Genomic DNA, 17,087 nt, shown 5'->3' with positions numbered 1-17,087 from the left:
ACCGGCTCAGCCGGGTTTGCGGGCGATGATCCATGTCGGGTGATAGGTCAGCGAAACGCCGGATTCGCCCCCGAACTGCCGGATGTATTCATTGGTAAAGGCCATAAGACTGGACTTGGTCCAGGCTTTCTGCGCCCGTCCGTTTACGCCGGTCCGACGCAGGTGCTCCAACACCTTTCGGGGCGACGAAAAGTGCATCTGCCGTTCCACTTCCCCGGCAGAGACAACGTCCATAAGACCCTCGACAGCAGCGGTCAGAGCATCCGGCCCACACAGCCCGGGGGCCTTGGCCGCCGATCCGACCTGAACCAGCTCGTGGTATTGCCGCGAACCAAACCCCGACACGGCCAGCCAGCCACCGGGCGCCAGCGCCATCGCGGCCCGCCGCAGGAATGCGGCGGGATCGGGAAGCCACTGGATCATCGACGCCGACGCAATCAGATGCGGTTGCACTGGCCATGCGACCGTCTCGGCATCGCCGCACAGGAAATCGGCCCCATGGGTGGCAGCGGTCACATCGGCCTCGGGCGAGAGGTCGTTGACCATGAGTGTATCGAACGCGAAATGCTTGCAAAGCTGTTGCGTCAGGTGACCGGTACCGCAGCCGAACTCCAAAGCCGAGGAGAAATGGTTGGGCGCGCCGCCGTCGCGCAGATCCTGCGCCAGACGGTCCGCGATCCTGGCCTGCTGACCCGCCGAGTCATGGTAGGTCATGAAACTGCGGCTGAAACTGCGCTGGACACGGTCGGTCAACTGGGCGTTCATGCGATCCACTCCTTCCAGCTTTGATCGGCCGCAAAGGGAACATGTGGCGCGGAAATCTCACGCACGGCGTCCTGCTGCCCGGCCCATGCGGCCTGTTGCGCTCGGGTCGGAATGATCCGGTCCCGCTGTGGAATCCAGATCCGATCAAAGTTGCGAGTCGGCGCCGTGCCGCGTTCGATCACCGCGAAAAGCTCGGCCCGCGCGGCATCAATATCGATGGCGGGGGCAGACCCGTCCAATCCTGCGCGGCGGCAGAACTTGGCGAAACTGGCGGTGCTCAGTTGATCTGCGGTAGCACGGATCATATCCGGCGCGATGCCGTGTTCAGTATCGGCTGGAGACAGAGTGCCACTGACCGCGACCAACCGATCCGGTTGCAGCCCTGTCTGCGTCAGCCAGTGCGCCGCCGAGGCCACGCCAAAGGAAAAGGCGATCAGGGTGACCCGGTCATATTGCGCAAGGTCGCTCAGCGGGTTTTCCAGCCGGGTGTAGTCATCCACGAACAGAACGTCTGCATCGCCCGAAAGGTCTTTGAAAGGCGCAGGCCCAAGCGCCCAGCCCCCGAAGACCAACAGCACCTCATGGGTGCCCGAGCGGGACAGCCACTGCTGTTTCATGACGCGCCTTTCGCCAAGGATACCATGGCCGATGTCACCCGGCTTAGTTCATCCGCAGAGATGATGTAGGGCGGCATGCAATAGATGTTCCGCGCAAAGGGCCGCAGCCAGACACCGGTTTCCGGCGCCAGCCCATGTGCAACGGACGGATCGACCCAATCCTCCATCTCAATGACGCCAATAGCACCCAGAACACGCAAATGCGAGACCCCCGGCAATCCGCGCGCGGGTGCCAATTCGTGTTCCATCTGTTCGGCGATCCCAGCAACCTCGGATCGCCAATCCCGTATGGATAGCTGCTCCAGACTGGCAACCGCCGCCGCGCAGGCCAGCGGGTTGGCCATATAGGTGGGACCGTGCATCATCACACCGGCTTCGCTTTCGCCGATCCGACGCGCGACGGTCTCGGTCGTGACGGTGGCGGCCAGCGTGATATGCCCGCCGGTCAGCGCCTTGCCCAGACACAGGATATCCGGCACGACCCCGGCGTGGTGCAGCGCAAACAGTTCTCCGGTACGGCCAAAGCCAGTGGCGATCTCATCGAAGATGACCAGCACGTCATGCGCTTTGCACAGCTCATGCGCCCGTTGCAGCCATGTCGGGTGATAGAAATACATCCCTCCCGCGCCCTGAACGACAGGCTCAAGGATCAGTCCGGCGATTTGGTCGGCTTTGGTTTCCAGCAAGTCTTCGAGTGCGTTCAACCCGTTCAGGTCGCCATCCTCGGACCAGTCCTGACCAAAGGCGATCTGCGGGCGGGGCAGGAAATGCTGAACGGACAGCGCCCCCGCGAACAGCCCATGCATCCCGTTGACCGGGTCACAGACGCTCATCGCTTTCCAGGTGTCGCCGTGATAGCCGCCGCGGATGGTGGCAAACTGCGTGCGGCCCTTACGACCCCGCGCCATCTGGTATTGCACCGCCATCTTTAGCGCCACTTCGATCGCAACCGAGCCGCTGTCGCTGTAGAAAATGCGGTCCAGCCCATCAGGCAGAAGATCGATCATTCTGCGGCCCAGTTCGATCGCAGGGGAATGGGTCAGGCCACCAAACATCACATGCGGCATCTGATCCAACTGCGCCTGCATCGCGGCGATGATGGCCGGGTGACGATGTCCATGCACGGCGCACCACCACGACGACATCGCATCAATCATCTGGGTCCCATCCTCGGCCGTCAGCCAGACGCCCTCGGCCCCGGTGATCAGGTGCATCGGGCCGGGTTTCAGCACATTGGTATAGGGGTGCCACAGATGGCGGGCGTCAAACTCAAGCGGGGTCACAGGGCGCTCCGGATTGTGTCGACGTCGATGGCGCCGAAGGCGTCGGTCAGAGTGCCTCGGGACAGGGTGTCGATGAAAGGCAAGCGGCCCAGATGACGGGTGTTGCCCATCTGGGCGATGGTCTGCTCGACATCCGGTTCAGCATCGCCGACAAACGCAACGCCGACCACATCGCACCCGGCATTGCGTAACGCCATCAGAGACAGGGTCGTGTGGTTGATCGTCCCCAGAGCGGTGCGCGCAACCAGCACAACGGGTGCCTGCCATTGGGCAATCACGTCGAGGAAAAAGACCTGGCGATTCAGCGGCACCATCAGTCCGCCCGCGCCTTCGACAACCAGGGGGCCGGACACCTGGGGCAAGGTCAGACGGGCCGGGTCGATCTCAATCCCCATATCCTCGGCGGACAAATGCGGCGAGGCGGGCATGTTCAGGCGATAGGCCTCGGACAGCACCTCAGCCCCGGTCAGCTCAGCGACGATTTCCGAGTCCGTTGCCTCTTCCAGCCCCGACTGCACTGGCTTCCAATACCGCGCGCCAAGGGCAGCGGTCAGACCCGCAGCAAAGGCGGTTTTGCCAATGCCGGTATCCGTGCCGGCAACAATTACGGTACTCATGCGGCCTCGCTTTGGTGCTGGGCTAGTGTTTCGAACAGGGCGCTGATATCGGCGTTGGTCACATTGCCGGTGACCGAGATCCGAAGTCGCGAGGTGCCGCGCGGAACCGTCGGCGGGCGGATACCCCGGACGTCAAAGCCCTGCGCTTGCAAGCTCGCGGCCATCTGCATCGTCCGCGCTTCGTCCCCCAGAATGACGGGAATGATCTGGCTGTTCAGCACATCCTGCGACACGCCCGACCGGCGTGCCTCGGCATGGGCGTGGTGCAGTCGGGCGGTTGCGGCGGCGGTCAGGCTGGTGTCTGCTTGCAGATGGCCCAACACCGCCCGTACGAGGGCCGCATTGAACGGCGATGGTGCGGTTGCAAAGATGAACGGCCGCGCACGGTTGATCAGCGCGTCGATCATCACCCGCGGCCCACAGATCAGGCCACCCGCGACGCCCAGGCCCTTGCCGCAGGTGTGTAAGGTCAAGACTTCGGTCGTCAGGCCATGTGCCAGACCTTTTCCGTTCGGACCAAAAACGCCGGTGGCATGGGCTTCGTCCACGACCAGAATGGCCCCGTGTTCGACGGCTAGATCGGACAGTGCGGTCAAGGGCGCAATGTCGCCCTCCATCGAATAGACGCTTTCCACCGCGATCCAAACCTGCCCAGATCCGCCAGTGGCTTGCCAATCCGCCAGAACGCGCCGGGCATCGGCCACGTCGTTATGGGCAAAGGACCGGGTTTCGGCTCGGCCCGTCCGCATCCCTTCATGGGCGCTGGCATGGACCAGATCGTCATACAGGATCAGATCCCCCGCCGCTGGCAATGTCGAGAATATCGCCTGATTGGCCTGAAACCCGCCACCCATGAACAAGGCGGCCTCAGCCCCGAAAAAGGCGGCGGCCTCTTCCTCCAGCGCCTCATGTTCAGGATGGTTGCCGCGCAACAGCCGTGACCCGCCTGAGCCAAGCGGCACGCCCCGCTCCAGCGCCTTTTGCGCAGCGCGGTGCAACAACGGCGAGTCCGCCAGACCCAGATAGTCGTTCGAGGCGAAGTCCAGCCCACGCCTCGGGGCGAGCGCCCGGCGACGATGCCGGGCGTCCAGCGTTTCAAGCATTGAGTGCAGGCGACTCAATGCTCTCATTCAGCCGCTTCCGCACAGCTTTGCCCGGCAACGGTTTCGGCCTGCAGCCCCAGCTTGGCAAAGAGGATTGCGTCGGTGTCCTCCTCGGGGTTCTCGGCGGTCAGCAGCGTTTCCCCAACAAAGATCGAGTTCGCACCGGCGAAGAAACACATGGCCTGCAGCTCTTCGGTCATGTCGCTGCGGCCAGCGGACAGGCGCACATAAGATTTCGGCATCATGATGCGGGCGGTTGCGATCACGCGTACAAAGTCGATCGGGTCGATCGGCTTGGCATCGGCCAGCGGCGTGTCTTCCTGCGGCATCAGCATGTTGATCGGCACGGATTCGGGCGCCGGGCCCATATTGGCAAGGGTGACCAGCATATCGACGCGGTCGCCGATTTCTTCACCCATGCCAAGAATACCACCCGAACATACTTTGATCCCCGCTTCCTGCACGCGGTTCATCGTGTCGATGCGGTCGGCGAAGGTGCGGGTGGTGATGACCTCGGGGTAATACCGCTCGGACGTGTCGATGTTGTGGTTGTAATAGTCCAGCCCCGCATCACGCAGACGGAACACCTGATTGTCATCCAGCATACCCAGGGTCATGCAGGTCTCCATCCCCATGTCGCGGACGCCTTCGACCATCGCAACCAGCGCGTCCATGTCGCGGTCTTTCGGCTCGCGCCAGGCCGCGCCCATGCAGAACCGGGTTGCACCGCCGTCTTTCGCTTTGCGGGCCTCGGTCAGGACACGCTGAACCTCGATCAGCTTCGAGGCCGACAGTTTCGAGCCGTTCCGGGCCGATTGCGAACAATAGGAACAATCCTCAGCACAGCCGCCCGTCTTGATCGACAGCAGCTTGGAGGTCTGGACCTTGTTGGGGTCAAAATTCTCGCGATGCACGGTCTGCGCGCGGAACAGCAGGTCCATCAGAGGAAGTTCATATACGGCCTGCGCCGCCTCGCGGGTCCATGTGGGGGTGGTGTTTTCCATTTTATCGATAATCTGTCCAAAACTCCATGCCTGCAGTTTCTAATATCGATAAACCGGAAAATTTCAACTGCTAACTGTCCGGTCGGCGCGGAACCGCCCGGCGAACCAAAGCTGTTTGAGGGGTTACGCTATGGGATCGCGCTCTTGTTTCGACCGGCTTTGCAGTCCAGCGCGTACCTTCCCAACCCGCCGCTGCAAAACACTCGCGATGTCCCTAAAGGGGCGGAAATAGATATCAAGCAGGTTCGAGGCATGGGCCTCGGACGGTTTCAACCCGAAGGTCAGCTTGCTGTCCCGCTCGGACAGGTGCAGCGACCCGAACAGCCAATCCCAGAAAGCGAAGGCAACGCCAAAGTTCTTGTCATGATGTTCGCGCGCAATCGAATGATGCACCTGATGCTGCGCCGGAGAGATCAGGATGTGCTCCAGCCAGCGCCAATAGCGGATCGAAACATGCGAGTGCCGCAGGTTCGAACCCGTCACGTGAAAAATGAACGACAGGACATTGACGCCCAGCACGGTGTACAGATCGACTGCGCTGCCGAAGAAGAACAGAAACACCGCCATCACCGTGCCCTGTGCGACCGCCGCGCGCAGACCGTACAGAACGCCCTCTAGCGGGTGTACGCGATAAACGGTGATCGGAGTCATCGTCTCGGCCGAGTGGTGAACCTTGTGGATTGCCCACAGCATCGGCCAACGGTGCATCCAGCGATGCACGAGGTATTTGGTGAAGTCGTCCACCAGAAAGATCACCCCGGTGAAGAGCGCGACAATCACAGCTTTAGGCGTGTCCGCGAACAGGCCGCGCTGCAGGAAATCGACGTCGTGCAACGCGTAAAACAGCGCGGTTGCGATTGCCAACTGCGACACCAGCAGCGGCGAGATGAACAGGGTAAAAACCCGGTTGATCAAGAAGATCTTGTAGTCCGCCCGCGCTGATGGTGAGAACAGGATCGTACGATCAAACACCTCTCGCAACGCCGCACGGATCGAGGACCGCCGCACCGCCACCAGCCACACCAGCGCCAGCAGAACGGTCAAAAACAAATACCCCACGAAGACGCGCTTCTTGGGGTTCGAAAAATCGGCAAATACCGCGCCTATGTGATCGAGAAATTCCAAGGGGTCTCTTTCGATGGAAAGCCCGGCGACCCTGAGGCCGCCGGAACAGGATCAGATGATCCTTAGTCGGTTTCGGCAGCCTCGGTGGCGCCCAGCTTTTCGGCCAGCGCGGCCAGATCGGCGGTTGCGTCATTGGCGCGGCTTTCGATGCCGAACTTGTCGATCAGCAGTTTTTGCACTTTCAACATGTTGACCTGATAGTCATCCAGCGTCATCTCGCGCTCGCGAACAAAGTTACCGTCGGCATCGATATCCGAGACCATCTTGCCGTCGGGCATCGCCGGGCTGAAGCCGATCATCCAGTTCAGGTCGATCGCAGTTGCGCCCAGGTTGTTCTTGCCCGACTGCAACGCCATCGAGAAGCCCTTCAGCTCACCCCAATGTTTGACGTAGTTGCGCAGGGCCTTGTCGCTGTCCTCGCCCGATTTCAGCTTGTCGATATCCTTGTAGACCGAACCGGCATACTTGAACGTGGCCTCGGCCAGCGTTTTCTCCCAGTTGGTTTCGATGACATCGGCATAGGCTTTCAGTTCGGCGCGCTGCGCGTCGGTCAGCTTTTCACCATTGGCCGAGGCGATCAGCGCGCGGCCATCGCGGAAAGCGTTGAAGATGGTCGCCATGTATTGGGTGTTCTGGTTGCCACCCTTGTCGGCACCGGCGGCATAGTAAGCCGGGCCAAAGACCATCTCGGTTTTCAGATCAACCACACCGTCACCATTGGCGTCGGCAGCGGCCAGGTCTTTCTGCTTGGCCACGGCATAAATCTGTTCGGGCGACAGGCCGGCCGAATGCGCCGCGGCACCGAAATAGCCGAACGCTTCATCCCAGACATGCTCTTTGCCGGTATAGTAGACGCCTTCTTTATAAGGCTGGTCGTTGGGCTTGGTGCCGGCGTCCAGCTTTTCGTCCAGATAGTTGTCTACCGCCTGGTTATACGCCATCGCGCCCAGCGTGAATTTCGAGATCAGTTGCGCCCAGTCCATGCCGTTTACCGGGTCATAGCCCTGCTCGGATGCGGCAGCCATCTTGATCATCTGCAGCGCAACGTCGACGCCCGACTGGTTGCCTGGCCACGCGGTCATGGCACCGTTGTAGAACTTGCCCGAGATGTTCTTGCCCTTGGATACTTCATTCACGGTCGCTTGCTTGACCGGAAAGCCATCTTTCGACGCGGGTGCAATGATTTCCAGATCGTCTTCCGACCCGTTGAAATAGGCCAGCATCAGCGCCTCGACCTGGGCCGCGTTGTTGCCGCCATCGCCTTTGGCAGCCGCTTTTTTCAGGCTGTCATGCAACACGTGGCGCGCGATCTGACCGGAATACGAAACCGAATTGGTCTTGTCGCCTTCATAGCCTTTAACGGTGACCGGAAACGGGCCATAGGCCTGATCGGCCAGGGCCGCACCGCTGATCAGGGCCGCAGCAACAAGCGCCGAAGTGAATTTGAGCGTGGGTTTGAGCATGGGGAGTCCTTGTTCTGTCCGACTTTTTTTATCGGGTATTTTTCCCGACCCTTTTAGTTGATTACTACCGAGGCAAGTCAACCCCCCAAGTGTTCATTTCTTGACCCTAATCTCAGAAAGAAATCCTTGCGGCCTATGTCAGGGGAAAACACCCACGGCTTCGCGCCAGATCATGAGTGCGGGGAAGATACCTACCCCGAAATCCGTCAGGCAACCGGGTGTGGCGCCAGCAGAATCCGGGCGGAGATTGCGATGAAGAACAGGACCGTGCCGGTCAGAACAAACACGTGCCAAATGGTGTTGTGAAAGGGCAGGTGTTCCAGAAGATAAAAGACAACACCGAGAGTATAGACCACGCCGCCCGCGATCATCAGCCAAACAACCACCGTTGGCAGTTCGTTCAGCATGGAGGGGCCAGCCCAGACAACAGCCCAGCCCATCATCAGGTAGAGGACAAGCCCGAACCAGCGAAACCGGACCGGATCAATCAACTTCAAAACCGAGCCCAGCGTTGCCGAAGACCACAACCCAATCAAAAGCCCCGGCCCCTGCCCGCCCGAGAGCAGAAGGAACGGCGTATAGGTGCCAGCGATTTTCACATAGATGCCCGAGTGATCCAGACGGCGCAGCAATTCGGACCACTTGTCACTTTCGATCATGTTGTAGAGCGCGGAAAATGTCAGCATCAGCAACAGCGTGACGCCATAGACCGAGACCCCCAGAATGGCCTCGGGTTCGGACCTGTGAAAAGCGGTGATCGCGATCAGCACCGGGACCGCAACAAGGGCCAGCGTGACGCCCAGAATGTGCACAACTCCGTCGCTCACACGCTCGGCACGGCTATAGGCAGGACGGATATCTGCAAAGGACCACATAGGTTTAACTTAGGCACCAAGGGGATTTCGGGCAAGTTGACGCCCCTCACGGTCGATCAAGCTTTGTGTCAGACCAACAAATGCGCAGCGCCTAAGTGGGGTCATCCCCTGGCTTCGGGTCCTTGTATCGGTTCAGATCGAAAATGCCCGCCTGAATAGGTTTCTGTTTTTGAAACAGATCGTGAATCCGGTCACTCAAGGGCCAGAATTCAGGGCTGGTCCGACGCACGCCGAATTGCTCTACAGCAGCCATGTAGTCGCTTTGCGACCGAGCGCTCTTCAGCACCATGACAAAAGGCGCCAACTGATCCTGCCGGATGTGAAAGTAGAAATTCGGATAGCTGCCGATCAACCCCGGAAGGATCGTCAGAACATCCGCCGCCGGGTCCCGGCGCGCTTCTTCATCGAACAGGAAAGCGACGTTATAATGCGCCTTGTCGTGCACAAGGGTGAACAGCGCCGTCTCTCCACCGTCTTGTTCGACCGCCAGAACCGACAGATCGGGCAGGTATTTCACCCACTCGCCGGTTTGATCGGCCAGATCACGCAGCACGTCAGCTGGCTGACCCGATTGGCACGCCTCAGACGCGCATCTGTTGATTGGGTCCGTCACTGGCCACAACCCGTTGCCACGGTTCAACAAGGTCAGAAGGAATTCCTGTTTTGGTTGGTCTGTCTGGAAAGAAATGCCGGTGGGGAAATTGTCATCGACGCGGCGGCGGTGCCAATAGGTGTGCAATTCGGCCAGAACGCCCTGATACCAATGTTTGTGTATCTGGGGCCGGACGTCCCTTGGCATGAAGGCCAGAAAGGTATCCTCGCTCTCCATCCGCAACTCATCCATGTAAAGCCGCGTGGACAGCTGATGCTCAACCCGTCCAAACACGTCGTAGCCCGCAACGAGGTCATAGTAGATGCGCTCGAAGATCGGAAAATCGATGACCCAGGAGGTTTCGGGGATACCGCCGTGAAACCCGGTCATGGCCGACGCATTGTCGAAATGCCGGAGCACCGTGATCAGGGCGTTTGTGTTGGTGCCGTCGCCATCCCAGATCGAATTGTAATCGAACCCCGCCTGATACACCGGAGCGGTCCGGTATCGCGCGTCCCGAAACTCGAGATACTTGACCTGGTTCTTGTGCGAAAACCCCTGCAATGTGCCGAGCACACCGGCATCGGCCTCGGACACGGGCAATTCCAGAAAGGCGGCCCCCTCCTGCAGATAGCTGGGGTCAGTGACCGACAAATCCGCATCCGGGTCAAGGAAACTGACCCAGAACCGATCTTCGATCACGTCAACGGCGGTCTCTCCATGACAAACGGGGCCGCGGATGAAACTGCGGACAAAGAACAGCGCATCATCCAGCAGGAACTGATAACGGCTGCGCGCGGGCATTTGCATGAAGGTGCTGAAGGGATTGCCGCCTTCCGCGTCCCCAAACGGAGGCAGGTCCGCCAGCGTCCAATCGGGGTCAAGAAACAGCTGTTGGTAGCGCGCCATGCGGTCCGGCCCAAGCGCATAGACCAGATGTTCCTTGTGCACGATCGTTTCCGTGACCAGTTGCAACCGATAGTAAAACGGCGCCGCACCCGGATCGTCGAACGGCCGACGGGTGGCGATTACGTCAATCTCAGCCCCCGGCGGCGTGGTCGAGCGCACCAGTTGGAAGAACTGCCTAGGATCGTCATCCTGGAAATGAAGCCGGGCCAGAAACAGATGCTCGTACAGATACCGGCTCATCAATTGGCTACGGAGGTCGGTGGCGTTCAGAAACGCCTCCCAATCCGCGATCTGGGCCAGGATAGCGTCGGGAATGTCGGGCGCTGCGGAAGGCATATCCGCACCGTTGCGCGCCCAGCCCATCAGCGTCTGAAACTCGGCCTCGGCAAGCGGTGCCGTGCCATAAGGCATACCCGCAAGCGGGTGCGCCGTGCTGAACGCGTCAAACTCATCCGATGTCGGGCAGACCAGAGGGCGATCGATTGCCAGACCAAGCTCAGCAGGCAGGGGAGCGTCGGTCACCATCGGGTTCTGACGGCCCAATTCAAGATACCGCTCAAGCAGGCTCGCATCCTGCCCGCGAAGAACGGAATGAAACCCCAGCCCTCGCCATTCCGGGACAGTCTGCGCATCGATCCCCAGCCGGGTGGGCTGGGCATCGGTCAAACGCTCGGTGTGATAGACGGCCTCCTTGCTGGCCCCGCGCAAGACGCCCATCGGGGACGTCAGTTTCAACTGGCACGGCGCGTCATAACAGCTGTGGCACACAACGCAGCGGCGATCCATGATCGGCTTCACCTCGGCCCAAGTCTGGGTCTGCGCCCAAGCCACGAGCGGGAAGACGCAAAGCAGAGACAGCAGGATCGCGGCCTGCAGAAACAGTCGGGTTTTGTGCATCTGCACCCCCTATCACTCCCCGTAACCTGCCAATATCATTGCAGTTACGGGGGGCTTTAGGCAAGGAACGCGTCCGGGCACAGTCAGGCGACCCGGCGTCAGCTGACGTGGTAACCGGGCGTCGATTGCGAGATTTCGGCTTCCTCGTCTGTCATATCCACCGAAATGTCGCCGAACAAAGGTGTGCTCAGATACCGCTCGCCCGTGTCGGGCAGCATGCACAGCACAGATGCGCCGGGTTCAGCCTGTTCGGCGATTTCCATGGCCACGGCAAAGGTCGCACCGCCGGAAATACCGGTCAGAATCCCCTCTTGGCTGGCCAGTTTCTGGGCCCATTCAACACCTGTCGGACCAGGCACTGGGATCAATTGATCGAAGTATTTTTTGTCGATGGATTCCTGAAGAACCGAGGGGATGAAATCCGGCGTCCAACCCTGAATCACATGCGGCTCAAACGCCGGGTGGCTGGCGACGGGATCGTTATCCTTGCCCCGCTCGGTCGCAATGCCACTGCCCACCAGCTGCGCGTTGGCAGGCTCGGACAGGATGATTTTCGTATCCGGCCACTCGGCGCGCAGAACACGCGAGACACCAGTGATCGTGCCGCCGGTCCCATAGCCAGTCACAAAGTAATCCAGCGGTTCCCCGTTGAAATCGCCCAGAATTTCCCGTGCGGTCGTGGCGGCGTGAATTTCGGCATTAGCCGGTGTTTCAAACTGGCGCGCCAGGAACCAGCCATGCTTTTCGGCCAGTTCGGCGGCTTTGCGGTACATACCAAAGCCTTTTTCTTCCTTGGGTGTCAGCACGACCTTGGCCCCCAGCATCCGCATCAGCTGGCGGCGTTCAGTAGAAAAGCTCTCGGCCATTGTGACGACCAGAGGGTAACCCTTTTGCGCGCAGACCATGGCCAGACCGATACCAGTATTGCCGCTGGTCGCCTCGACCACGGTTTGCCCGGGTTTCAAGGCCCCGCTGCGCTCGGCGGCCTCGATGATATTGACAGCAAGGCGATCCTTGACCGACCCGGCCGGGTTGAACGCCTCGAACTTCACGAACAGGTTGACGCCTTCGGGCCCCAGATTGTTGATACGGATCGTGGGCGTGTTGCCGATCGTGTCGAGTACGCTGTCATAGATGCGGCCATTGCCCGAGGTGGTTCTGAGTTTTGGGTTGGTCATCGGAAATCCTCACAAGATCACAGGTGCAATCTTATCTTTCTAACCTGCGTCCGCGCCAATGTCTCGAACCCTTTCTGCCAGGCCGTGCTACAAATCCAGTATCACCTCGTCTGTCCCTGCGGCGGGTACGGCACAGCAGATCAGAACCTCGTCTTCGGAATGATCTGCCGATGGTTCGGTACGATAGGTGACTTTACCGGCGACTTTGCGCGTCAGGCAGCTGCCGCATGAGCCCGAGCGGCAGGAGAAGGGCGGTTCCAACCCCTGCGCCTCGGCCGTTTCCAACAGGGTCGGTCCACCTTGTTCCCACTGCGCCTTGCGACTGCTGGCCTCAAATGTGACCTGCGCCACTGCGGCCTCGGGCTTTGGTTTGGGCTTGGCGCCATCGGATTGCCGTTTCAGAGCGGCGGGGCCGAAGCTTTCAGCAAATATCCGATCATCCCGTACGCCCAGCTCGCGCAGCATGTCGTAGATGGCCTGCATGAAGGACGGTGGGCCGCACAGGAAGAAATCATAGTCATCCAAGGGCAGCGTGTCTCGGATCAGAGCGGGCGTGATATAGCCCGTGGCATCAAAATCCACACCCACGCGCGCATCCTGTTCGGGCCGCGAGATAATCGAGACATAACGGATCTTACCGTCGCCAGAAACTTCGGCCCTACGCAAATCCGCATGGAAGGCCCGCTGCGCCACGGTTTGCGCCGCGTGGAAAACGGTCAGCCTGCGGGTATGACGCGTGCGCAGGCCTTCGTTCAGGACGTGGCGAACCATCGAGATCATCGGTGTGATGCCGACCCCTCCGGCGAACAGAACGGCGGGGCGGGTCTCGACCGGGTTCAGGAAGAACTGGCCCTTGGGGGCCTGAACCTCAATAAGATCTCCGACCGAAAGCGTGTCATGCAGATGGTTCGACACCGCCCCGCCGGCCTCACGCTTGACCGAAATCCTGTAACTGGACTCCCCCGGTGCCGAGGATACCGTGTAGGTCCGCGTCACCGGCGTCCCGCCTTCGGGCTGCACACGTAGCGTCAGAAATTGACCCGCCTCGAACGGCAGCAAGGGCAACGCGTCCGTCGGCACAAAGGTAAAGGACCGGATCACTTCGCTTTCATCGCGCACCGAGGCGACCCGCAGGGTGCGCCACTGGTTACGTTGCATTTCCGCCTTTTGTCGGGCCTCAACCGTTTTCCAGTCATCACCCATCAAATTGTTGGGCGAGAATTCCAGAAATTCGGCCCGAAACGGCAAGGCGTCATGGATGCGCAGCCCATGACGCAGATGAAACAGCCAGCCACGGTTTGCGCCTTGGAACGCAGCGATTTCGGGATGGTCTTCGTCCAGAACCTCTACCGTTCCGGTCAGCATCAACAGATCACCGGTCCGGTAGTCCGGAAACAACAGGCCTGCCCGGGGGTTCAAAAGGAAATTGCCCAGCGTGTTGAAAAAGTTGTTGCCGGCAAAGTCAGGGACCAGAAGGCTGTTGCCATCAACCTTGACGAAACCCGAACGCCCGCCCCTGTGTGAAACGTCTACACCTGTGTGTTCAGCCGTATTCACAGAACTGGCGACGTAAAAGGAATTGACAGTCGCAATCATTTCCCGGGCCTGCGCGTCCAGTTCAGAGAACCGGTCGCCGCGGGGGCGTACAACATCAGCCTCGGGCTCGCGGACAAAGGTCACATCATGGGTTTGAATATATTGCGGGCAGTTTCCAAAGGACTGCACAACATCCAGTGAAAAGCCATCCTCGTCGACATGGCGAACGGTTGCATTCATTCGGTTGCGGCGACGCGTGGACAGTTCGATGCCCACGACGCCGACAGGCGCGCCGATTTTCAAGGCAGCACCCAGTGGGTCGTCCTGCAGCGGTCGGATAGCGACGTCCATCTGCCGGTCACTGGGCGAGCCGACAAACCCCGGTCTGCCCGAGATCATTGACGCCCAGGGCCACCCGTCGGAATCCACGCTGCCCAGAACGATGAAAGGCAGCTTGCCAAAGAACTCCCGATGCTGGTCGAGCATGTAAGGGCGGATAAAGTCCCGGCCCATTTTCTCGACCTTTTCCCGCTTCCCCACACGGGCCTGCATGGCGTGTTCGCCTGCATGAAAAGGGGATTTTTCGACGGTGACAGGAACATTCATGGCGGACCTCATGTGTCGAAGGGGCCGGTTGCGCAAATGCGCAACCGGACAGGGTTGGAGTCAAGCGGCGTTCAGACCGACCGCCGTGCTGGGCATGGGAACAAAGCCGTCCAGCGCCTCAATATTGCCCAGCAGGCGGCGCACATTTGCGTAAGGCTCCAGCGAAACACCGCCTTCGGGCGCGTGCGCGGTGTAGCTGTAGATCGCCACATCCGCGATGGTGGGCGCGGCGCCGACCAGCCAGTCGCACCCCTCAAGGTGTGCGTCCAGCTTGCCCAGAACCTTGGCGGCGGTGGCATGGGTGAACTCCACGTCAAGCGGCGCGTTGAACACGGTGATCAGCCGCGCAGCGGCGGGACCAAAGGCGATCTCGCCCGCGGCGAGGGTCAGGAATTTCTGCACCTCAGCCTCAAGCACCGGATCTGTCGGCAGGTAGGACGGAGCATATTTCCGGGCCAGATAAACCAGGATGGCGTTGCTGTCGCTGACGACCACATCACCATCTTCCAGCACCGGCACCTGTCCCACAGGATTCAGCGCCAGAAATGCGCCGCCTTTGTGTTCGCCCCCGGCCAGATCAACGTCGATGACGTCATGTTTGATACCGGCAAGGCTGGCAATCAGAACTGCGCGGTGGGCATGGCCGGACAGTGGGAAACTGTGAATTCGGATAGCGTTGGACATCTGTTGGGTCTTTCTCTGATTGGTAGGGTTCGGCTGAGGATCAGCATCTGAGCACCAGACTTAGTTTGAATTTCAGCAGGCGATAATATATCCATTTGGTGACTTACTATGAACACAGCGTAGATAATGGATACTATTCTGGGCATGAGGGCCTTTGTGGCCGTGGCAGCGCATTTTTCCTTCACCGAAGGCGCGCGGCAGGTTGGCATCAGTACCAAGCTGGCCAGCAAATATGTCAGCCAGCTCGAAGACCGCCTGAACGCCCAGCTGTTCAACCGCACCACCCGCAGCGTCACCCTGACCGACACCGGACGTGCCTATTACGAGCGCTGTCTGCCCCTGCTGGAGCAGTTCGATGAGCTTGAGGGGCTGGTTCAGCAACGCCAGACCGAGCTGGCGGGCCGCATCCGGATCACCGCGCCAACCGGGTTCGGCTCTGCGGAACTGATCCACCTGCTGAAACCGTTTCAGACCGAGCATCCCAAGGTTTCGATCGAGCTGCACCTGTCTGACCATCATGTCCCGATGGTCGAGGAAGGTTATGACCTGGCCATTCGGTTCGGCGTCCTGAAAGACTCGAACCTCGTGGCGCGCAAGCTCATGAACATGCGGATCGTATGTTGTGTGTCGCCGGAATATCTGGCGGAGTTTGGAACCCCAAAAGACCCCGCAGAGCTGGCCTCTCACAACTGCTTGTTGCAGACCACCGGTAACACCGCCGATCACTGGACCTTCAAGGGACTGGACGGAGAATACTCGGTTCCGGTTTCCGGCAATTTCCGAGCCAACTCGCCACGCGCCGTGGCCCATATGGCAGCTGACGGGTTGGGGATCGGGCGCATTCCCCTTTACACCGCGCAGCCGTTTCTGGACGCGGGACAGCTGCAACTGATTTTTGAGCCGCAGGAGGCGGTTTCCGTCGGCCTTTATGCAGCCTACCCGCAAAACCGCCATCTGACCGCGCGGATACGAGCGTTGATCGACTATCTGGCAGCACAGTTGCGCGGGACCTGAGAGTGCATCTCAGCGCCTCTGTCGATTTCGCAAGGTGGAAATCCTCAAACGTCCGCCCCATCTTCAAATGTGGTGTAAAAAAAAGGCGCGCAGATCGCAGCCCCTTAGGTCGAAAGGAACCCGCCTCATGGAACTCAACTCGGACTTCTCTTCCCGCGTCGTTGTTCACTCTGATCAGCTAGAGTGGCAGGCCTCGCCCATGAAAGGTGTAGACCGGCGCATGTTGGACCGGATTGGGGGTGAGGTTGCACGCGCAACTACCATCGTGCGCTATGCACCGGGCAGCAAATTCTCGGCGCACACCCATACGGGTGGTGAGGAGTTCATTGTGCTGGATGGCGTGTTTCAGGACGAACACGGCGATTTCCCCGCTGGGACCTATGTGCGCAACCCGCCGACATCGCAGCATACGCCGGGATCAGAACCCGGTTGCACCATCTTCGTCAAGCTCTGGCAGTTCGACATGGATGATCGTACGCAGTTCCGAAAAACCATGGCGGATGAGCTGTCCGCGCCGATAAACGGCGTCGCCACCGCGACCCTGCACAAGGACGACCGCGAAGTGGTCACCTATAGCCACCTCGACGCGGGCGCGACCCTCGCATCCGGCGCATCTGGCGGGATCGAGGCCCTGATCATAGACGGATCGATCAAAACCGGCGGAGACGTTCTGAACAAAAACGACTGGCTGCGTCTGCCCGAAGACCAAGCCTTGTCCGCCACTGCCGGCCCAGACGGCGCCAAGGTCTGGATGAAAACAGGACATCTTCCCTATGCCCGGGCCCCACAAGTCTGATCCTTGCCTGCTTGTTTGGGTCA

15 protein-coding genes are annotated in these 17,087 nt (G+C 60.1%); 2 read left to right on the top strand and 13 right to left on the bottom strand.

The genetic code is table 11. The features are described 5' to 3' along the window. Positions 1 to 6: 6 nt before the first annotated feature. The 13 genes from ACR0KW_RS17790 to ACR0KW_RS17730 form a co-directional block, all read right to left on the bottom strand. Positions 7 to 765 carry a methyltransferase gene (locus ACR0KW_RS17790; protein WP_480806207.1) on the bottom strand — a complete coding sequence of 253 codons (759 nt, stop codon included), beginning with the start codon at positions 763 to 765 and terminating at the stop codon, positions 7 to 9. After that, the gene (locus tag ACR0KW_RS17785) at positions 762 to 1,382 is read right to left on the bottom strand and encodes a pimeloyl-ACP methyl esterase BioG family protein (RefSeq protein WP_480806206.1); all 621 of its coding nucleotides are present in this window, start codon (positions 1,380 to 1,382) and stop codon (positions 762 to 764) included. Before ACR0KW_RS17785 ends, ACR0KW_RS17790 begins: the two co-directional genes overlap by 4 nt. Further along, positions 1,379 to 2,665: an adenosylmethionine--8-amino-7-oxononanoate transaminase gene (bioA, locus tag ACR0KW_RS17780; protein ID WP_480806205.1), complete on the bottom strand. Its 1,287-nt coding sequence runs from the start codon at positions 2,663 to 2,665 to the stop codon at positions 1,379 to 1,381. The genes ACR0KW_RS17785 and bioA overlap by 4 nt, the downstream gene beginning before the upstream one ends. Then, complete coding sequence (gene bioD / locus ACR0KW_RS17775) at positions 2,662 to 3,282, bottom strand: dethiobiotin synthase (RefSeq protein ID WP_480806204.1); 621 nt, start codon at positions 3,280 to 3,282, stop codon at positions 2,662 to 2,664. The genes bioA and bioD overlap by 4 nt, the downstream gene beginning before the upstream one ends. Continuing rightward, positions 3,279 to 4,412: an 8-amino-7-oxononanoate synthase gene (locus tag ACR0KW_RS17770; protein ID WP_480806203.1), complete on the bottom strand. Its 1,134-nt coding sequence runs from the start codon at positions 4,410 to 4,412 to the stop codon at positions 3,279 to 3,281. Before ACR0KW_RS17770 ends, bioD begins: the two co-directional genes overlap by 4 nt. Further along, a complete protein-coding gene (gene bioB / locus ACR0KW_RS17765; RefSeq protein ID WP_480806202.1) occupies positions 4,409 to 5,389 on the bottom strand; it encodes a biotin synthase BioB in 981 nt (326 codons plus the stop codon). Before bioB ends, ACR0KW_RS17770 begins: the two co-directional genes overlap by 4 nt. 123 nt (positions 5,390 to 5,512) lie before the next feature. Then, complete coding sequence (locus ACR0KW_RS17760) at positions 5,513 to 6,514, bottom strand: sterol desaturase family protein (RefSeq protein WP_480806201.1); 1,002 nt, start codon at positions 6,512 to 6,514, stop codon at positions 5,513 to 5,515. 62 nt (positions 6,515 to 6,576) lie between these two features. Further along, positions 6,577 to 7,977, bottom strand: coding sequence for a DUF4856 domain-containing protein (locus ACR0KW_RS17755; protein WP_480806200.1), 1,401 nt, complete (start codon positions 7,975 to 7,977; stop codon positions 6,577 to 6,579). A gap of 206 nt (positions 7,978 to 8,183) precedes the next feature. Beyond that, entirely contained in the window at positions 8,184 to 8,852 is a 669-nt protein-coding gene (gene trhA / locus ACR0KW_RS17750) for a PAQR family membrane homeostasis protein TrhA (RefSeq protein WP_480806199.1), read from the bottom strand. 91 nt (positions 8,853 to 8,943) lie between these two features. Beyond that, positions 8,944 to 11,250 (bottom strand): fatty acid cis/trans isomerase, encoded by a 2,307-nt coding sequence (locus ACR0KW_RS17745; RefSeq protein ID WP_480806198.1) that lies wholly within the window; start codon positions 11,248 to 11,250, stop codon positions 8,944 to 8,946. Positions 11,251 to 11,348: 98 nt separating this feature from the next. Beyond that, positions 11,349 to 12,428: a cysteine synthase A gene (cysK, locus tag ACR0KW_RS17740; protein WP_480806197.1), complete on the bottom strand. Its 1,080-nt coding sequence runs from the start codon at positions 12,426 to 12,428 to the stop codon at positions 11,349 to 11,351. 87 nt (positions 12,429 to 12,515) lie between these two features. Beyond that, the gene (locus ACR0KW_RS17735; RefSeq protein WP_480806196.1) at positions 12,516 to 14,570 is read right to left on the bottom strand and encodes an FAD-binding oxidoreductase; all 2,055 of its coding nucleotides are present in this window, start codon (positions 14,568 to 14,570) and stop codon (positions 12,516 to 12,518) included. Between the two features lie 60 nt (positions 14,571 to 14,630). After that, positions 14,631 to 15,254, bottom strand: coding sequence for a glutathione S-transferase family protein (locus ACR0KW_RS17730; protein WP_480806195.1), 624 nt, complete (start codon positions 15,252 to 15,254; stop codon positions 14,631 to 14,633). 126 nt (positions 15,255 to 15,380) lie between these two features. Here ACR0KW_RS17730 and ACR0KW_RS17725 point away from each other — a divergent pair, with 126 nt between their 5' ends. Further along, positions 15,381 to 16,268: a LysR family transcriptional regulator gene (locus tag ACR0KW_RS17725; RefSeq protein WP_480806194.1), complete on the top strand. Its 888-nt coding sequence runs from the start codon at positions 15,381 to 15,383 to the stop codon at positions 16,266 to 16,268. Positions 16,269 to 16,395: 127 nt separating this feature from the next. Next, entirely contained in the window at positions 16,396 to 17,064 is a 669-nt protein-coding gene (locus tag ACR0KW_RS17720) for a cupin domain-containing protein (RefSeq protein ID WP_480806193.1), read from the top strand. The last annotated feature ends 23 nt before the right edge of the window (positions 17,065 to 17,087 follow it).

It is taken from the genome of Ruegeria sp. CG11 (genome assembly GCF_056537245.1).
This window is presented reverse-complemented; position numbering and strand designations above follow the sequence as displayed.